A 16879-nucleotide genomic window follows, 5' to 3' on the forward strand; every position below is an offset into this window, starting at 1 on the left:
TAGCGCGCTATATTTGCGAATTATTCACGCTGGAAACGGCTTTCGTGGAGTCGATACGCCTATGAGAACCAAGCATCAGAGCCGACGCGAACTGGACAAGATAGACCGGCAGATCCTTCGCCTACTGCAAGCCGAGGGACGCATGCCTTTCACCGAACTCGGCGAACGCATTGGCCTGTCGACCACGCCGTGCACCGAGCGCGTCCGGCGGCTGGAGCGCGAGGGCATCATCATGGGCTATACCGCGCGGCTCAATCCGCAGCATTTGAAAGGAGGCCTATTGGTTTTCGTGGAGATCAGCCTCGCCTACAAATCCGGCGACATCTTCGAAGAATTCCGCCGCGCCGTGCTCAAGCTGCCGCATGTGCTGGAGTGCCACCTGGTTTCCGGAGACTTCGACTACCTGATCAAGGCGCGCATTTCCGAGATGGCCTCGTACCGAAAACTGCTTGGCGACATCCTGCTCAAGCTGCCGCACGTGCGCGAATCGAAGAGCTACATCGTCATGGAAGAAGTGAAGGAATCACTCGAGCTTCCCGTGCCCGACTGAGCGGGATCCGTTTTGCGTCGCCCGGCCTGCTCGCACTACTCTTGCGGGATCGACTGCATCCGAAGGCCCGCTCATGACCCGGCAATCCGCCACCGCTCGCGACGCCCACGCGCCCTCTTATTACGCCGCCACGCCGAATCGTTCGCTGGACCTGCCGCGCCTTGAAGGCGAGTTGCAGGTCGATGTCTGCATCGTCGGAGGCGGCTTTACGGGCTTGAATACGGCGATCGAACTGGCCGAACGCGGATTAACCGTGGCGCTGCTCGAAGCCCGGCGAATCGGCTGGGGCGCCAGCGGGCGCAATGGCGGGCAATTGATCCGTGGCGTTGGCCATGATGTCGAACAGTTCGCCCCGGTGATCGGCGAGGCTGGGGTCGACGAACTCAAGCGCATGGGCTTCGAGGCGGTAGAGATCGTCCGCGAGCGGATCGAGCGCTACGGCATCGACTGCGACCTGACCTGGGGCTACTGCGACCTCGCAACCAAGCCCCGCCATCTTGTCGCGTTCGACGAAGATCATGCCGATCTGCAGCGTCTGGGCTACCGTCACCCGCTGCGCCGCATCGACCGCGCTGGCCTACACGAGATCATCCGCTCCGACCGTTACCTCGGCGGCCTGCTGGACATGGGGTCCGGCCATCTGCATCCGCTCAACCTCGCTCTCGGCGAGGCGGCAGCCGCTCGATCCCTTGGCGTGCAAGTGTTCGAGCAGTCACCGGCAATGCGCATCGAGTACGGAGATGAGGTCCGGGTGCACTCAAGCCACGGGGCCGTGCGCGCACGGCATCTGGTGCTGGCATGCAACGCCTATCTGGGCGACCTCAACCCATCGCTGGCGGGCAAGGTGCTGCCGGCCGGTAGCTACATCATCGCCACCGAGCCGCTGTCCGAGTCGCTGCAACGCGACTTGCTGCCCGCCAACGCCGCGGTCTGCGACCAGCGCGTGGCGTTGGACTACTTCCGCCTGTCCGCCGATGGCCGGCTCCTGTTCGGCGGCGCCTGCCATTATTCAGGGCGAGACCCAAAGGACATCGGCGCCTACATGCAGCCGAAGATGCTCAGTGTTTTCCCGCAACTGCAGGGCACCCGCATCGAGTACCAATGGGGCGGAATGATCGGCATCGGCGCCAACCGTCTGCCACAGATCGGGCGCCTCGCCGATCAACCGAACGTTTACTACGGCCAGGCGTATTCGGGCCACGGACTGAACGCCACGCACCTGGCCGGGCGGCTCCTGGCCGAAGCCATCAGCGGCCAGGCGCAGGGCCGTTTCGACCTCTTCGCCAAGGTGCCACACCCCACGTTCCCCGGTGGCCAACGGCTGCGCTCACCGCTGCTGGCGCTGGGCATGCTCTGGTATCGGCTCAAGGACCTGTTCTGAATTCCGCCGCTGCGTTGACGTCCAATTGCCAGGAACCTGGGCAGAAACGGAGTCAACGTGCACATGCGCCTGCTGCTGATCGCAGTACTGTTGCTGTCGGGCTGCGCCGGGCAGCTCCCACCGGCACCGCTGTCCTACGCGCTGCCGGCGACTGCTTCCACTCTCGCTGACCACCTCGATGACCTCGCCGCGCAGCAGCCCAAGGGCCAGTCGGGCTTTCGGCTGCTGCCCTCGAGCGCCGATGCCTTCGCTGCGCGAATAAAGATGATCCGCCGCGCCCAGACGAGCTTGGATGTGCAGTACTACATCGTCCATGACGGGCTAAGCACCCGGGCGCTGGTGGACGAGATGATCCGCGCCGCGGACCGTGGCGTCAGGGTCAGGCTGCTGCTCGATGACACCACCAGCGACGGTAACGACTACCAGATCGCCACACTCGCCGCGCACCCGAACATCCACGTCCGGGTGTTCAATCCATTGCGCGTCGGGCGCAGCAACATCGTCACCCGTTCGCTCGGTCGCCTGCTGCATCTTTCGCTGCAGCATCGGCGCATGCACAACAAGCTGATGCTTGCCGACACAAGCCTGGCGATCGTCGGCGGGCGCAATCTTGGCGACGAATACTTCGATGCCAAGCCAGGGCTCAACTTCACCGATATCGACCTGATGGCCGCCGGCCCGGTCGCCCGGCAACTGGGCACCAGCTTCGACGAGTACTGGAACCACAGGCTCAGCGTGCCGATTCAGCACTTCCTCAGCCGGCCGCCCACAGCGCAAGACCTGGACGAAGTGCGCCGAGGGCTAACCGCCTATCTCGACGACCAGCGCCAACGCGACACGGCGCGTTACCGCCAATTGATGGCTGAACCGCAGCACCTGAATCTGGACGACTGGTTCGACGATCTGACCTGGGCGCCTGCCGAGGCCCTCTGGGATCACCCCGACAAGGTCATCTCCCCGGGTGTGCCGGATGAAAAGCTCCTACTGACCACCCGCCTGCAGCCGCACATGGATGCGGTCGAGCACGAGATGACACTGATCTCGGCCTATTTCGTTCCAACTGAAACGGGCGTTGCCTATCTCGCTGGGCACGCGGAAAAGGGTGTCGCCGTCCGCGTGCTGACCAACTCACTGGAGGCCACCGACGTGCCCGTCGTGCATGGCGGGTACGCGCCCTACCGCAAACCGTTGCTCGAGGCCGGGGTCCGGCTGTTCGAACTGCGCCGACAGCCGGACCAGGAAACCTCCTACAACCTGAGCGGTAGTTCCGAATCGAGCCTGCACAGCAAGGCCGCTGTGTTCGATCAGCAGCAGGTCTTTCTCGGCTCGCTGAACTTCGATCCACGCTCGATTCTCTGGAACACCGAGGTGGGCATCCTCGTCGACAGCCCGGAATTGGCCCGCGAGGTCCAGCGGCTCACCTTCGAAGGCACCTCGCCGGCCGTCAGCTACGAGGTACGCCTGGCCGGCGACGAGGGTAACCGACAGCTGATCTGGATCGCCGAGGATGAAGGCCGGCAGCACGTGCTGACCCGTGAGCCGGGTGGCGCCTGGCGCCGGTTCAATGCGTGGATCAGCCGGGTAATCGGCCTTGAGCGAATGCTCTGAGCGACCGCCAACGCCAGCCTTGGTTTCGTGACGCTTTGGCCAAGATAGGCCGGTGAACCGCCGTTTCGCCTGATTTCATTCTTTGGTGTGATAGCTCGCCCACCGCGACTGACTAGGCTGGAGCGGTGATGCCGGCCACCGGCACCGGCTCTATAAGAATAAAAAGGAGCACGACATGCATCATCGCAAATGGATATGGATGGTGACGCTGCTGATTGGCTGCATTCCCGCGCTGATCAACCCGGCACAGGCCCAATCGTTCACCGCACTCGAAAGCATGCAGATTCACGCCAATCGCGCTACCAGCAGCTTGTTGCTATACCGCGGTGAAGGTTTCCAGAAGGCGCACCTGGCGCGCATGGAGCAGGACCTGCAAGCCTTGTCCGCCGCTATCGTGGCCTTCCCTGGCGCCAATGGCGAACTCGTCGAACGTCACCAGGCGCTACAGGCCATCCTGCGCGAAGGCGCCGGCTTCGGCCGCGAAGAAGATGACGTGCCCTGGGGCTGGACGCTGCAGATGAGCAAGGCGCTGCGCGACTTCCTGACAGCCGTGCGCAGCCAACAAGGTGCCGATGCACATGCTGAGCTGCCGGCCAAGGTCGAGTACCTGACTGTGCAATACCTCAGCCGAGCCTATGTCGGCTCGTTCGAAACCGCGCGGGAGCAGCCCGAAACCTATCTGGGCCAGGACGAGCGGCGCCTGGTGCCGGCCATCGATGCGCAATTGGCCGAGCTCGACGGAAAAGCCGATCCTGCGGTCGCCAAACTCAAGGCCCGCTGGGGCTTTCTCAAGGTCGCCCTGGAAGACATGAACAGCGGCAACAACAGCTTCAACACCGCATCCGGCCGCCCTTTCGCCCCGATCATGGTCGACCGCCACGCGCGGGGCCTCAGTGAACAGTGGATGGCGCTGGCTCGTTGATCATCGCTGAGGGTCGGGTCCAAGCGGGCGCTGGCGCATCCGCGCCGGCCCGACCCGTGCTTCGATGGCGTGGCGCAACGGCTCCCTCAGGCCCAGCATGAATCCTAATTCGGCAGCGACGAACAGCGGTCCGATGATCAGCCCGGTCAGGTCGTCTACGAATGCCGGCTTGCGGCCCTCGTAGTAATGCCCGACGAACTGGATCGCCCAGCCGACCAGGAACAGTCCCAGTCCCGCCCCGAACCAGACAGCTGTCGGCTTCTGCGCCAACCCGGCACCCACCCAGACAAACAGCGCCAGCACGAGCGCCATGAGCACGGCATAGCGCAGATCCAGCCGCAGATAGAAGAGAACCGCCAGCCCCGACACCATTACTGCCGGGCTGAACCAGAAGCCGAGCAGATCGGCGCCAGGTCTGGACAGCAAAATCGCCACCGCGAGCACGATCATCGGAATGCCGATGAAATGGCTGAATAGATTGCGCGGATCCCGATGGTAGGCGGCGTACTGCGCAAGGTGGTCGGTAAGAGTCTTCATGGGGGCGCACTCCGGTTGGCCTGCCATCGAGTGTAGCCAGCCGCACCCAGCTGGCCATCGCCGCGCCCGGCCAAATGACAGGGCGCTTGCGCCATGTCAGGGCTCGGGGCGGTAGCCCAGGCGCAACCCGCCCCAATGCCGCCCGCGCACAATGATGGGCACAGAGATGTCGTGCATCAGCTCGCCGGTGTCGCGGCTGTAGGTCTGCAGCAGCACCTTGCGCTCATGGCTGCCGCAGCGCCGGCCGGTGCGGTCGTTGAATAGGCGTTTGCTGCGGCTGCGGACCCGATCGACCGCCGGATCGCCCGTTGGGGGCTGACTGAAGGCGCGGTTGTGCGTCGGCACATAGCCGTCCGGGGTGGTGGCGATGGCATAGACCAGCGCCTCGTTTCGCCCGAGCAGCGGTTCCTGAATGTCCGGCAGCACCTGATCGGCATAACGGTCGAAGCGGGTGTGGTAGCGCACCGGGTCGGTGCCAGGCTGAGCCTGGTAGTTGCGGTCGAACAGGTCCTCGACGGTCAGCCGGCCGGCGTCCAGGTCCGCCTCGAAGCGCGCCGCGATGGCTGCCGCGCCGTCACGCGCCAGGTCGAAGACACGCTGGTGATAATCGTCGAGCTGCACCTCTGCGAGCTGCTCGCTGACGGCCTCGGCCTGGCCGACAAGGGTTTCCGCCGCCTGCTCGAGTTGGCGAGTCTGCGCCTCGCTGTCCAATGCGTCGCTGCGCAGTTGCTCGATCGCCACGAACTGCTGCGCCAGCCGTTCGTGGTTGCTGGCGGTCCCGGCGGTGATATCGGCGACCTGCGACTCGACGTCACCAGCGAGTTCGGCGATGCCGGTCAGCTGGCTGCCGGTGGCTGCAATCTGTTGCGCCGCCTCGTCGAGCGCCTCTGCCTGGCGATGGATGTAGCTGACCACCGCCTGGCTCTGCTCGCGAATGTCGCTGACCATCCGCCCTACTTCTTCCGTCGCGCTGCTCGTGCGCCCGGCGAGGTTGCGGACCTCATCGGCCACAACGGCAAAGCCGCGCCCCGCCTCGCCCGCCCGCGCCGCCTCGATGGCGGCGTTGAGGGCGAGCAGGTTGGTCTGGCTGGCGATGGACTGGATCACATCGGTGATCTGGCGGATCTCTTCGGTGCGGGCCGACAGCCCATCCAGCAACGCCCGGCTGGACTGCGTCTGCGCACTCAGCTGCTGCATCCGCTCGATGGCGCGCAGCAGCTCGGCGCGGCCGGTGTCGCTGCTGGCACGCACGGCCTGGGCGGCGTCGAGGGCATGCCGCGCACGGTCTGCGCTGTGCTGTTCCGTCTCGGTCATGGCTTGCGCGCCACCGGCAATCTCACTGATCGCCGTCAACTGTGACTTCAACCGTGCCGCCAGTTGCTCGGCACTAAAGGAGACCTGCGCAGCAGACAGGGCGTTGTGACAGGTGTGGCGCGACAGGCTACGGCTCAGGTCGGCGAAACTCTCCGGCGCGCCAGCCTCGGCCGACGCCTGCGGCAACGCCCGCCAGGGCCCAAGCCACGGCACGAGCGCTGCCAGCAGAAGCAGGCACGCGGTCAAGTAGAGGGGCATCTCCAGCCAGGCATGGGCCAGCATGAGCATGAACAGGGCGCTTGCATGCAACAGGCAAGCGCCTGGATGACGGCGAAAGGAAGGGCGCATGGATGGCCTCTTGTTGTCGTCGGTGAAGGTCGTCTTGTAGCACCACTTCCCGACGGCAGCAGCCGTCCATTGGTCGCAGGGCAGCCAGACAGGTTCACCAGCTTAGCGGCTGCGGGAAGCGGACCTTTAGCCGTGCGCGACTATCCGGGCCGGTCCGGCATATCCAACGGCAGCCCGAGCTGTACGCGGCGGCGCAGCCAGGGGCTAGGACGGTAGCGCGGTTCGTACCCGTAGCAGCGCTGCATGCCTTCGAGAACGGCCAGTATGCGCGCCGGCTCGAAGCGTTCGGCGAACCCGAGCGGCCCCAGCGGATAACCCAAAGCGATCTGCACGGCGCGATCAAGCGTCTGCATGTCGGCGATGCCCTTTTGGGCAATCTCGCAACCCAAGTTGACGATGCTGGCGATGATCCGCTGGCTGACGAAGCCGGGCGAATCGTTGATCACCTCCACCGGCACACCGTCGACGCCCAGCGCCTGGCGCGCCTGCGCTTCGAACCGCGGCTCGAGTGCTGGTTGGCGCATCAGGACACGGCGCTTGTCCAGGTCACTGAAACTGTCCAGCGCCAAGGTTCGCTCGCCCGGCAGACCGAGCCGGGCCACGCACTGGCTCGCGTCTTCACCGAGCGGAGTGATCAAGCAAATCGCATCGCTGGACGGGTCGCGGCCGTTTTCCAGCGCGACCCCAGCCTGCCGCAGCAGGTCGCCGATTCGACCGCGTAGTACCGGGTCGGAGCTGTCGAGCCAAAAAGGGCGATCAAGCACGACCGGTTCATGCTGAGGCTCAGGGCTGCGGATCTGCTGGCCGTTCTCGTAGCGATAGAAGCCTTGCCCCGTCTTTCGCCCGAGCAGCCCGGCGGCGACGCGCTGTGCCGCGAGATACGAGGGCGTATAGCGCGGGTCCTGGTAGAACTGGTCGTGCACCGACTCCATCACCGCGTGCGAAATGTCCAGTCCGGTCAGGTCGAATAGCTCGAAAGGCCCCATGCGAAAGCCCGGCCCGTCGCGCAGGATACGGTCGGTCTGCTCGGGCGTTGCGATGCCCTCGGCGAGGATACGCTGGGCCTCGGTCCCATAAGCGCGCCCTGCGTGGTTGACGAGAAAGCCGGGGGTGTCTGGCGTCACGGCGGGAAAGTGGCCGGCTTGCTCGGCCAATCGCGCCAGGCGATCGATCACGGCGGCGTCGGTACGCTCGCCGCGGACGACCTCGACCAGCTTCATCAGGGGTACCGGATTGAAGAAATGATACCCGGCGACGCGCCCCGGGTGCTGACAGGCACTGGCGATCCGGGTCACCGAGAGCGACGAGGTATTGGTCGCGAGAATTGCATCCTGTGCCACCAAGCCTTCCAGCTCGGCGAACAACTGCTGCTTGACCTCGAGCCTCTCGACGATCGCCTCGATCAACACGTCGCAGCCGGAGAGGTCGGCCAGGCGATACGCCGGCTGCATGCGCTCCATCGCGGCATTCAACGCATCGACGGTCAGCCGGCCTTTCGCCACGCTACGTTCGAGAAGCTCGCGATTGAATTGCAGCGCCTGATCGATCGCCTCGGCGCGGCTGTCGTGAAGCAACACCCGATGGCCGGCGCTCGCGAACAGCTGCGCGATGCCCCGCCCCATCGCGCCGGCACCGATGATGCCTATGCAATGATCCATGTCCACCTCCGGCCGCCTTGTGTTTCGCTTAGCGAAACAACGTTCCACTTGATTTGACCGAGAGACTAAAGACTGCCAGTCTAATCCGCAACCCATCCGCGACGTCCCTCGATGCCCGCACCGATCGACCTTCCCGCCTCGCTGCAAGCTGCCCAGTTGCTGCGCTTGCCCATCTGTCAGTCCACCATGCTCGGACCTGAACTTCCGACATGACCGGACTGCTGCCCTTGGCCCTCGTGCTGGAATTGCTGGGTCTGCTAACCCGCTGGCAACCGCTGAGCGTGGCCAGCGGTGTGTTGCTGGCCGTTTTTTTCCTCTGGCATTGGCGCTCATTGATGCCGTATCCACGTCGGCTTGGTCTGGTCACGCTGGCGTTGCTGGGCTACTGGCTCGCCAGTGGGGCCGCGAATCTTGAGCAGGCGGCGCGGATGCTGGCATCCGCGGCCTATTACGCGGCGTTCATCGGCGCACTTGGCTTGATGCACTGCCTTGTCAGGCGCCTGCATCAGCTCGGGGCGCTGCACCGGCTCTTGCTGTCCGGGCCGCGAGCCTGGCTATACCCGTCATACCTTGCCAGCACCTTCGCGATCAGCTCGATCCTGAGCTTCGGCATGCTCAATCTCGTCTGCGGTTCGCTGGATTCACACCTCAGGCAGGGGGGCTACACCGAGGCGCAACGTCGTGAAGGTCAGCGCGGGGTGATGGTGGCGGCGCTACGGGGTTTCGCCCTGGTCCCGCTGCTGGCGCCGACCAGTGTCGCAGTCGCCATTCTCACCCGTGAATTGCCCGGCCTGAGCTGGAGCATGTTGCTGCCGTTCGGCCTGCTCGGCGGCTTGTGCCTATTGCTGGTCGGCTGGCCTGCAGAGAATCGCCGCTTGCGCCAGATCGCCGAGCAGACGGCGGTTGCGCCTGCAGGCCAGCTGGCGCCGGCAAGGTTCAGCGGGCTGATCATAGGCAGCCTGGCTGGCATCCTGGCGATCGCGGCGCTGGCCGCCACGACCTGGTTGTCAGCGACCCAGGCAGCGATGCTGCTGGTGCCCCTGGCAGTCGTGGTGATCCTGCTCTGGCAAGGCACGGCAGCACGCCCGGTGGCACTCGAAATCCGGGACACGCTGCTCGGCATGCGCAACGAGACCTTCATCTTCGCCAGTTCGGCCCTGCTTGCCGGGCTGGTGGCCGCCGTGTTGCCAGTGCATCACCTGGCCGATCACATCGGGTCAGCACCCTTGGCCCTGTTCGGGCTCGGCGCACTCGGTGCGATCGGGGTCATGGTGCTGGCTCTAGTCGGCGTCGCCCCGATCATTTCCCTCAACCTGTGCGCGGCGCTCTTGGCCCAGCTCGCGAGCCAAGGCATCGCAATCATTCAGCCTGCCGTCGCGCTGCTGTTTGGCTTCTCACTGGCGATGCTGCTGTCGCCCTATGGGCCGTCGGCGCTTCTGCTGGCGCGCCATGCGCAGTTGTCACCATGGCGCATCGCATTTGGCTGGAACGGCCGTTTCGTCCTGGCCGTGCTGACGCCGCTGCTGCTCATCCCGCTGCTGGCTTGAGCATTGGCAGGGCTACATCCAGCCGTGCTCGGCCATCGACAGCGGCTCGCCGTCTCCCACGATGAAATGATCCAACACACGTACATCGACCAGCGCCAGCGCATCGGTCAGCCGCCGAGTCAGATGGCGATCGGCCTGACTCGGCTCGGCGACACCCGAAGGGTGGTTATGCGTCAGGATGACCGCCGCCGCGTTCTGCGCCAGCGCTCGTTTCACCACCTGCCGCGGATAGACACTGGCGCCATCGATGGTGCCGTGAAAGAGCACTTCGAATGCCAACACCCGGTGCTTGGAATCGAGAAAGAGACAGGCAAAGAGCTCATGCGGCTCGTGGCGAAGGCGGGCTTTGAGGTAATCCCGCACGGCCTGCGGGCTTTCCAGTGCGGAATCGCGGCGGATGCGCTCGGCCAGGTGCCGACGGCCCATCTCCAGCACGGCCTGCAGCTGGGCAAACTTGGCTGGCCCCAACCCTAGGTGCTGGCTGAACGCGGCGAGGTCGCTTTCCAACAACGCACGCAGGCTGCCGAACTCGGCAAGCAGGTGCCGGGCGAGGTCTACCGCGCTCTTGCCGGACACGCCAGTCCGTAGAAATATCGCCAACAGTTCGGCGTCGGATAACACCGCCGCCCCCTGTTCAAGCAGCTTTTCCCGCGGGCGTTCCGCCGCAGGCCAGTCCCTTATGCTCATGTCGTCTCCCTGTCGAGCCTGCCCCTCGTCCTGTGGGGGCGCTGTGCTATCTTAGCGGCCTTTTATCGACGGCAACCGGCGCTCGCCGGAACCAGTTCTCACCGTAAAAAGGCAGGCCTATGCAGCGGCTTTATCGGAAACGCATCGTGCTGGGTGTAGGCGGCGGCATTGCGGCCTATAAGAGTGCCGAGCTGGTGCGCCGGCTCCGCGATCACGGCGCCGAGGTACGCGTCGTTATGACCAGCGGGGGCCGCGAATTCATTACCCCGCTGACGCTCCAGGCGCTGTCCGGCCACCCCGTCCACCTTGACCTGCTCGACCCGGCCGCCGAAGCGGCCATGGGCCACATCGAACTGGCACGTTGGGCTGATCTGGTGCTGGTTGCACCGGCCACGGCCGATCTCATGGCACGCCTGGCCCAGGGCGTGGCCAACGACCTGCTCACCACGCTGGTGCTTGCCACCCATGCTCCCGTAGCCCTCGCGCCGGCGATGAACCAGGCGATGTGGGCCGATCCAGCGACCCAGGCCAATCGCACCCTACTGCAGCAACGCGGCATTCGCCTGTTCGGGCCAGCCTCCGGCAGTCAAGCCTGTGGCGATGTCGGCCTCGGCCGCATGCTCGAACCGAACGACCTGGCGCAAGCGGCAGCTGACTGCTTCGAACGTGATCTGCTAACGGGCAGGCACCTGTTGATTACCGCCGGGCCCACCCAGGAAAACATCGACCCGGTGCGCTACATCACCAATCACAGCTCCGGAAAGATGGGCTTCGCGCTGGCCGAGGCGGCTGCGGAGGCTGGCGCACGCGTGACGCTGGTCGCCGGCCCGGTATTCCTGCCTACACCGGATCGGGTCCAGCGCATCGACGTGGTCAGCGCGCGCGACATGCTCGCCGCCTGCGAAGCCGCGATGCCCTGCGATCTGTTCATCGCCGCCGCCGCCGTCGCCGACTATCGGCCGGAAGTGATCGCACCGCACAAACTCAAGAAGGACCCCACCAACGGCGACGGTCTGCTACTGCAAATGGTGCGCAACCCGGACATCCTCGCCACCCTGGCCAGCCGGGATGACCGCCCCTTCAGCGTCGGCTTCGCTGCCGAGACGGAAAATCTGCTCGAATATGCCACGCGAAAGCTGCGTGACAAGAATCTCGACCTGATCGTGGCGAACGACGTGGCCAACCCCAGCATCGGCTTCAACAGCGAAGAAAATGCCGTTACGGTGATCGACCGCCAGCAACACGAAACGCGTTTCAGCCAGGCCAGCAAGGGGCACATTGCCCGCCAGCTGATCGGCTTCATCGCCGACCGCTACCACCAGCACTGAGCGCCAACGACAACGACAACGCTAACGCTAACGCCGCCCCATCGACCTCGAACAGGCCAGACCATGCATAAGCTCCAAGCGAAAGTCCTCGACCCGCGCCTAGGCCGCGACTTCCCTCTGCCCGCGTATGCGACGAGCGGTTCCGCCGGGCTGGACCTGCGCGCCATGCTGCAGCAGGACCACGTAATCGAACCCGGGCAGACCCTGCTGATCCCGACCGGCCTGAGCATCCACATCGGCGACCCAACCCTCGCCGCTCTGGTACTACCGCGCTCGGGGCTGGGTCACAAGCACGGCATCGTGCTCGGCAACCTGGTCGGGCTGATCGATTCGGACTACCAAGGCGAGCTAATGGTGTCGTGCTGGAACCGTGGGCAGACCAGCTTCACCATCGCCGTAGGCGAGCGCATCGCTCAGCTGATGCTGGTGCCGGTGATCCAGGCGCAATTCGAGCTGGTAAGCGAATTCGACAGCAGCGACCGTGGTGCGGGAGGCTTCGGCCACTCCGGCAGTCACTGAGCCCACCTCTCGCCCATTAAGGATGAACCGAGCCCCATGAAACTCTTCAAGCGCTCCGCCAAGGATTCAGGTGTACTCAACCCCACCGAGGCCACCCGCGCGCCCCGCCGCAGCGGCAGCCTCGCACCCTTGATGCCGGGACTGCTGCCCGGGCTGATCGGCCTGGTGGCCGCCGGCGCCCTGCTCTGGTTCGCACAACAAACGAGCCAGAAAGAAGCGGACTACCAGCTGACCCAGGTCTGGGGGCAAAGCCAGGCCTCCGGCCTCGCCCAAGCGCTTCTCCAACTGGCGGCCGACACCCGTGCGGCAGCGAGCGCACCCGAGCTGATACAGGCACTGCGCAGCGACTCGCCTAGCCAGGTTCGCGCGGCTGAGCAGGCGCTTGGTTACCGCGATGGCGTGGTCGACGCCCACCTCAGCTTGCGCGGCCAGGCTCGGCAGGACACAGGCCGCCCGGGCCCCTTGAACTTCGCCGCGCTCGACCTGCTGCAGCGTGCCGAAAGCGGCCAGGCGCCCGCGCCGGAAGCCTTCAAGGTCGGTAATACCTGGTTGCTTTACAGCGCGGTCGCGCTGCGTCCCGATCCGCAGCAGCCGGCCATCGGCTCGCTGCTCTTGGTCACAACCCTTGACCGCTTGCTGGCCACCCTTCCGGCACTTCCCGCCGAGGCAGGCCAATTACGCCTCACCCAGCAATTCGCCAACGCGCCGCTGCAACAACTTGCACAGCGTGGCGGTAGCGGGCGCGAAGACCTGGCAATCAAGCTACCCAGCGGTAACCCGAACTGGACGCTCACGTTCCTGCCTGGCTCGCAGCTGAGTGCCGCCTCGCCATCACCCCTGTTCCTGTTGGCGGCGGCGCTTCTCGCGCTCGGTGGCTTGCTGCTCGGCCTGCAGATGGCGCTCAGCGCGCAACAGCGAAAGCTGCGCGAGGACGTTATCCACTTGGGACAGATGGTGCAGGAACTCTCCAACGGCAAGGCCATCAAAACACCGACCTTGAGCCTGCCGGCGCTCGATGCGCTGGCCAAGAGTCTGGCCCGTCTGCCACCCCGCACCGCCGGAGCGGCACCGGCCAAAGCCCCGGCTGCACCACAGCCCGGCCCCCGGCAAGCCCCATCCACCGAGTACGTCGACCCCTTGTTTCAGGACACCGATATTCTCGACATCGACATTCTCGACGAGGACCAGGACTGGCTTGGCCTCGACACCAAGGAGCGAGAAACCGCAATGAGCGCCCCCAAAGCCCCGCAATTGCCCGCGAGCATTTTCCGCGCCTACGACATCCGTGGCGTCGTCGGCGACACCCTGACCAACGAGGCCGCGTACTGGATCGGTCGCGCCGTCGGTTCCGAGAGCCTGGCCAAGGGCGAACCGAACGTTTCGGTCGGTCGCGACGGTCGCCTCTCCGGTCCGACGCTGGTCGAGCACCTGATTCAGGGCTTGGTGGACAGCGGTTGCACTGTCAGCGATGTCGGCATGGTGCCGACCCCTGTGCTCTATTACGCCGCCAATGTCCTGGCCGGCAAATCCGGCGTCATGCTCACCGGCAGCCACAACCCGCCGGATTACAACGGTTTCAAGATCGTCATCGCCGGCGACACGATCGCCAACGAGCAGATTCAGGCTCTGCGCGAGCGGATCGAGACTGGCAACCTCAGCGAAGGCGTCGGCCAGGCCGAACAGGTCGACGTGCTGCAAAGCTACTTCAAGCGCATTCGTGACGACATCGCGCTGGCCAAACCGATGAAAGTCGTCGTCGACTGCGGCAATGGCGTCGCCGGCGTGATTGCACCGCAATTGATCGAAGCCCTCGACTGCAAGGTCATCCCGCTGTTCTGCGACGTTGACGGGCACTTCCCGAACCACCACCCGGATCCGGGCAAGCTGGAGAATCTTGAAGACCTGATCGCCAAGGTGAAGGCGGAAAATGCCGACCTGGGCCTGGCTTTCGACGGCGACGGTGACCGCGTGGGCGTCGTGACCAACGCCGGGACCGTGGTATTCCCGGATCGCCTGTTGATGCTCTTTGCCAAAGATGTGGTGTCGCGCAATCCGGGCGCCGACATCATCTTCGACGTCAAATGTACCCGCCGCCTGACCCCTCTGATCAGCGGCTACGGTGGTCGCCCGGTCATGTGGAAGACAGGCCACTCGCTGATCAAAAAGAAAATGAAGGAAACCGGCGCATTGCTGGCCGGCGAGATGAGCGGCCATGTGTTTTTCAAGGAGCGCTGGTACGGCTTCGACGACGGCATCTACAGCGCGGTACGCCTACTGGAGATCCTCAGCCAGGACAAGCGCAATGCCGAGCAGGTGTTCGCCTCGTTCCCCAACGACATCTCCACGCCGGAGATCAACATCAAGGTCACCGAGGAAAGCAAGTTCACCATCATCGAGGCCCTGCATCGCGACGCTCACTGGGGCGAGGCGAATATCACCACGCTTGACGGCGTACGGGTCGACTACCCGAAGGGCTGGGGTCTGGTGCGCGCCTCGAACACCACGCCGGTCCTGGTCCTGCGGTTCGAAGCCGAAAGCGAAGAAGAACTCAAGCGCATACAGGAAGTCTTCCGTGCACAGCTTTATACTGTCGCGCCTGATCTCACCCTGCCGTTCTGACCTGCGGAGCCCTGCATGACCCTCAGCCGTGAAGCCGCCACCCAATTCGCTCAGGTTCTGTCCGAAGCGCTGCCCTATATCCGTCGATTCGTCGGCAAGACGCTGGTCATCAAGTACGGCGGCAACGCGATGGAAAGCGAGGAACTGAAGACTGGTTTCGCGCGCGACATCGTGTTGATGAAGGCGGTGGGGATCAATCCAGTGGTGGTGCACGGCGGTGGGCCACAAATCGGTGATCTGCTGAAGCGGCTCAATATCGAAAGTCAATTCATCGACGGCATGCGGGTTACCGACAGCCAGACCATGGATGTGGTGGAGATGGTGCTTGGGGGGCAGGTCAACAAGAGCATTGTCAGCCTGATCAACCAGCACGGCGGCGCAGCCATTGGCTTGACCGGCAAGGATGCCAAGCTCATCCGCGCCAAGAAGCTCAAAGCCACTCGCCAGACACCGGAAATGACCTCACCCGAGATCATCGACATCGGCCAGGTCGGCGAGGTTACCGGCGTCAACACCGAGCTGCTGGAAATGCTGGTGCGCGGCAACTTCATCCCGGTGATTGCGCCCATTGGCGTGGGCCCGGACGGCGAGTCGTACAACATCAACGCTGACCTGGTCGCCGGCAAGGTCGCCGAAGCCTTGAAATCGGAAAAGCTGATGCTGTTGACCAACATTGCCGGGCTGATGGACAAGCAAGGCCAGGTGCTGACTGGCCTGACCACCGCCCAAGTGGACGAGTTGATCGCCGACGGCACCATCTATGGCGGCATGCTGCCAAAGATTCGCTGCGCCCTAGAGGCGGTGCAAGGCGGCGTTCACAGCGCCCACATCATCGACGGCCGCGTACCGAATGCCGTCCTGCTGGAGATTTTCACCGATATCGGCGTCGGGACGCTGATCACCAACCGCAAGCACACGGGTCATTGATCGCTTAAAGAACGTCGCGCAAGAAAAAGCCCGGCTCTCATCGAGAAGCCGGGCTTTTTCTTGCCTGGATAACCACTATCGGGCGTCGCCAAGCAGCTCCGCTACGCGGGCACGTTCTTGGGTGAAGCTCACTTCAGCCTGCTTGCGAGCCTGCCGATAGCGCGCGACGTCTCGCTGCAAGCTGGCCTGCTCTCGGCTCAGGTTATCGATCTGCTTCAGCAATGGATCCGGAACTGGCCGACCAGCGCGCTCGTGGTTGGCAGCCTGGCTCTGCAGGTTGGCCTGCTGGGTGCGCAGCGACTGCAGGTTGCCACGGGTAATGCCGATAACACTGTCGAGCTCCGACAGCTTGCGCGCCTTGGCACGCTCGACATCCTCGACACTGGCATACAGACGCAGTAGCCGCGCATCGGAGCCGGCGCGCTCCTTCGCTTCGAGCATGCGCTTGCGCTCCTGGGCGGTGGGCGCCGGCGGTACCACACGGGTGACCCGGCCCTGATCGTTCAGGACCTCATAGCCCTTCCCAATGAATTGCGGCGGCACGCCGTGACGGTCCAGCACGGTGACGCCCTTATCATCGACATAACGGTAGAGCTCAGCATGCGCCTGGACGGCACCCAGCAAGCTCAACAGCAACACCATCCGGCTCCCTAACTGCATTTTCCGCCTCTTCCGTATTCCACCAGCCCAAGACGGGCCATTGGACACGCCTGCTTGTCGTTGTGGGCTCAGCTTATACAAGCCCATCACAGCGGTGAGCAAGAAGCACACCAACCGTGGCGATAGGAGGCTTCGACTTCTCGCCAGACCTCGGCGACGCTGATCGATACGAGCGCAGCGGCCAACGCAGCTGACCATAATCCGCAACGAAAGCCATCGAAGTGCCACCACACAAACATGCAAAGCGTCACAAAACGTCAGTTGCTGACGAAAG

14 protein-coding genes are annotated in these 16879 nt (G+C 64.4%); 9 read left to right on the top strand and 5 right to left on the bottom strand.

The window, feature by feature from the left end; genetic code table 11:
* Positions 1 to 61: 61 nt before the first annotated feature.
* The 4 genes from KXR72_RS12780 to KXR72_RS12795 all read left to right on the top strand — a co-directional run bounded on the left by KXR72_RS12780 (position 62) and on the right by KXR72_RS12795 (position 4461).
* Entirely contained in the window at positions 62 to 550 is a 489-nt protein-coding gene (locus tag KXR72_RS12780) for an Lrp/AsnC ligand binding domain-containing protein (protein WP_243606810.1), read from the top strand.
* A 73-nt stretch (positions 551 to 623) separates the two neighbouring features.
* Positions 624 to 1931 carry an NAD(P)/FAD-dependent oxidoreductase gene (locus KXR72_RS12785; RefSeq protein ID WP_437421481.1) on the top strand — a complete coding sequence of 436 codons (1308 nt, stop codon included), beginning with the start codon at positions 624 to 626 and terminating at the stop codon, positions 1929 to 1931.
* A gap of 63 nt (positions 1932 to 1994) precedes the next feature.
* Positions 1995 to 3539, top strand: a complete 1545-nt coding sequence (locus tag KXR72_RS12790) for a phospholipase D family protein (RefSeq protein WP_437421482.1) — start codon at positions 1995 to 1997, stop codon at positions 3537 to 3539.
* 175 nt (positions 3540 to 3714) lie between these two features.
* Positions 3715 to 4461 (top strand): hypothetical protein, encoded by a 747-nt coding sequence (locus KXR72_RS12795; RefSeq protein WP_437421483.1) that lies wholly within the window; start codon positions 3715 to 3717, stop codon positions 4459 to 4461.
* Here the strand turns inward: KXR72_RS12795 and KXR72_RS12800 are convergent, their stop codons facing one another.
* The 3 genes from KXR72_RS12800 to KXR72_RS12810 form a co-directional block, all read right to left on the bottom strand.
* On the bottom strand, positions 4462 to 4998 hold the full coding sequence (locus KXR72_RS12800) for a DUF962 domain-containing protein (protein WP_437421484.1): 537 nt from the start codon (positions 4996 to 4998) through the stop codon (positions 4462 to 4464).
* A gap of 96 nt (positions 4999 to 5094) precedes the next feature.
* Positions 5095 to 6660 carry a methyl-accepting chemotaxis protein gene (locus KXR72_RS12805; RefSeq protein ID WP_437421485.1) on the bottom strand — a complete coding sequence of 522 codons (1566 nt, stop codon included), beginning with the start codon at positions 6658 to 6660 and terminating at the stop codon, positions 5095 to 5097.
* 140 nt (positions 6661 to 6800) lie between these two features.
* The gene (locus tag KXR72_RS12810) at positions 6801 to 8318 is read right to left on the bottom strand and encodes a 3-hydroxyacyl-CoA dehydrogenase (RefSeq protein WP_437421486.1); all 1518 of its coding nucleotides are present in this window, start codon (positions 8316 to 8318) and stop codon (positions 6801 to 6803) included.
* A gap of 209 nt (positions 8319 to 8527) precedes the next feature.
* Here KXR72_RS12810 and KXR72_RS12815 point away from each other — a divergent pair, with 209 nt between their 5' ends.
* Positions 8528 to 9865 carry a hypothetical protein gene (locus KXR72_RS12815; protein WP_437421487.1) on the top strand — a complete coding sequence of 446 codons (1338 nt, stop codon included), beginning with the start codon at positions 8528 to 8530 and terminating at the stop codon, positions 9863 to 9865.
* Positions 9866 to 9877: 12 nt separating this feature from the next.
* Here the strand turns inward: KXR72_RS12815 and radC are convergent, their stop codons facing one another.
* Positions 9878 to 10552: a RadC family protein gene (gene radC, locus KXR72_RS12820; RefSeq protein ID WP_437421488.1), complete on the bottom strand. Its 675-nt coding sequence runs from the start codon at positions 10550 to 10552 to the stop codon at positions 9878 to 9880.
* Between the two features lie 119 nt (positions 10553 to 10671).
* On the opposite strand from radC, the gene coaBC reads away from it, so the two are divergent.
* The 4 genes from coaBC (at position 10672) to argB (ending at position 15945) form a co-directional block, all read left to right on the top strand.
* A complete protein-coding gene (coaBC, locus tag KXR72_RS12825; RefSeq protein ID WP_437421489.1) occupies positions 10672 to 11880 on the top strand; it encodes a bifunctional phosphopantothenoylcysteine decarboxylase/phosphopantothenate--cysteine ligase CoaBC in 1209 nt (402 codons plus the stop codon).
* A gap of 63 nt (positions 11881 to 11943) precedes the next feature.
* Positions 11944 to 12399 carry a dUTP diphosphatase gene (gene dut / locus KXR72_RS12830; RefSeq protein WP_437421490.1) on the top strand — a complete coding sequence of 152 codons (456 nt, stop codon included), beginning with the start codon at positions 11944 to 11946 and terminating at the stop codon, positions 12397 to 12399.
* A 1227-nt stretch (positions 12400 to 13626) separates the two neighbouring features.
* On the top strand, positions 13627 to 15018 hold the full coding sequence (algC, locus tag KXR72_RS12835) for a phosphomannomutase/phosphoglucomutase (protein WP_437421975.1): 1392 nt from the start codon (positions 13627 to 13629) through the stop codon (positions 15016 to 15018).
* Positions 15019 to 15033: 15 nt separating this feature from the next.
* A complete protein-coding gene (gene argB, locus KXR72_RS12840; RefSeq protein WP_437421491.1) occupies positions 15034 to 15945 on the top strand; it encodes an acetylglutamate kinase in 912 nt (303 codons plus the stop codon).
* A gap of 75 nt (positions 15946 to 16020) precedes the next feature.
* On the opposite strand, the gene KXR72_RS12845 is transcribed toward argB, so the two are convergent.
* A complete protein-coding gene (locus tag KXR72_RS12845) occupies positions 16021 to 16605 on the bottom strand; it encodes a DUF4124 domain-containing protein (protein ID WP_437421492.1) in 585 nt (194 codons plus the stop codon).
* Positions 16606 to 16879 lie beyond the last annotated feature (274 nt).

This window comes from Stutzerimonas chloritidismutans (genome assembly GCF_051486945.1).
Lineage (GTDB): Bacteria > Pseudomonadota > Gammaproteobacteria > Pseudomonadales > Pseudomonadaceae > Stutzerimonas > Stutzerimonas chloritidismutans_B.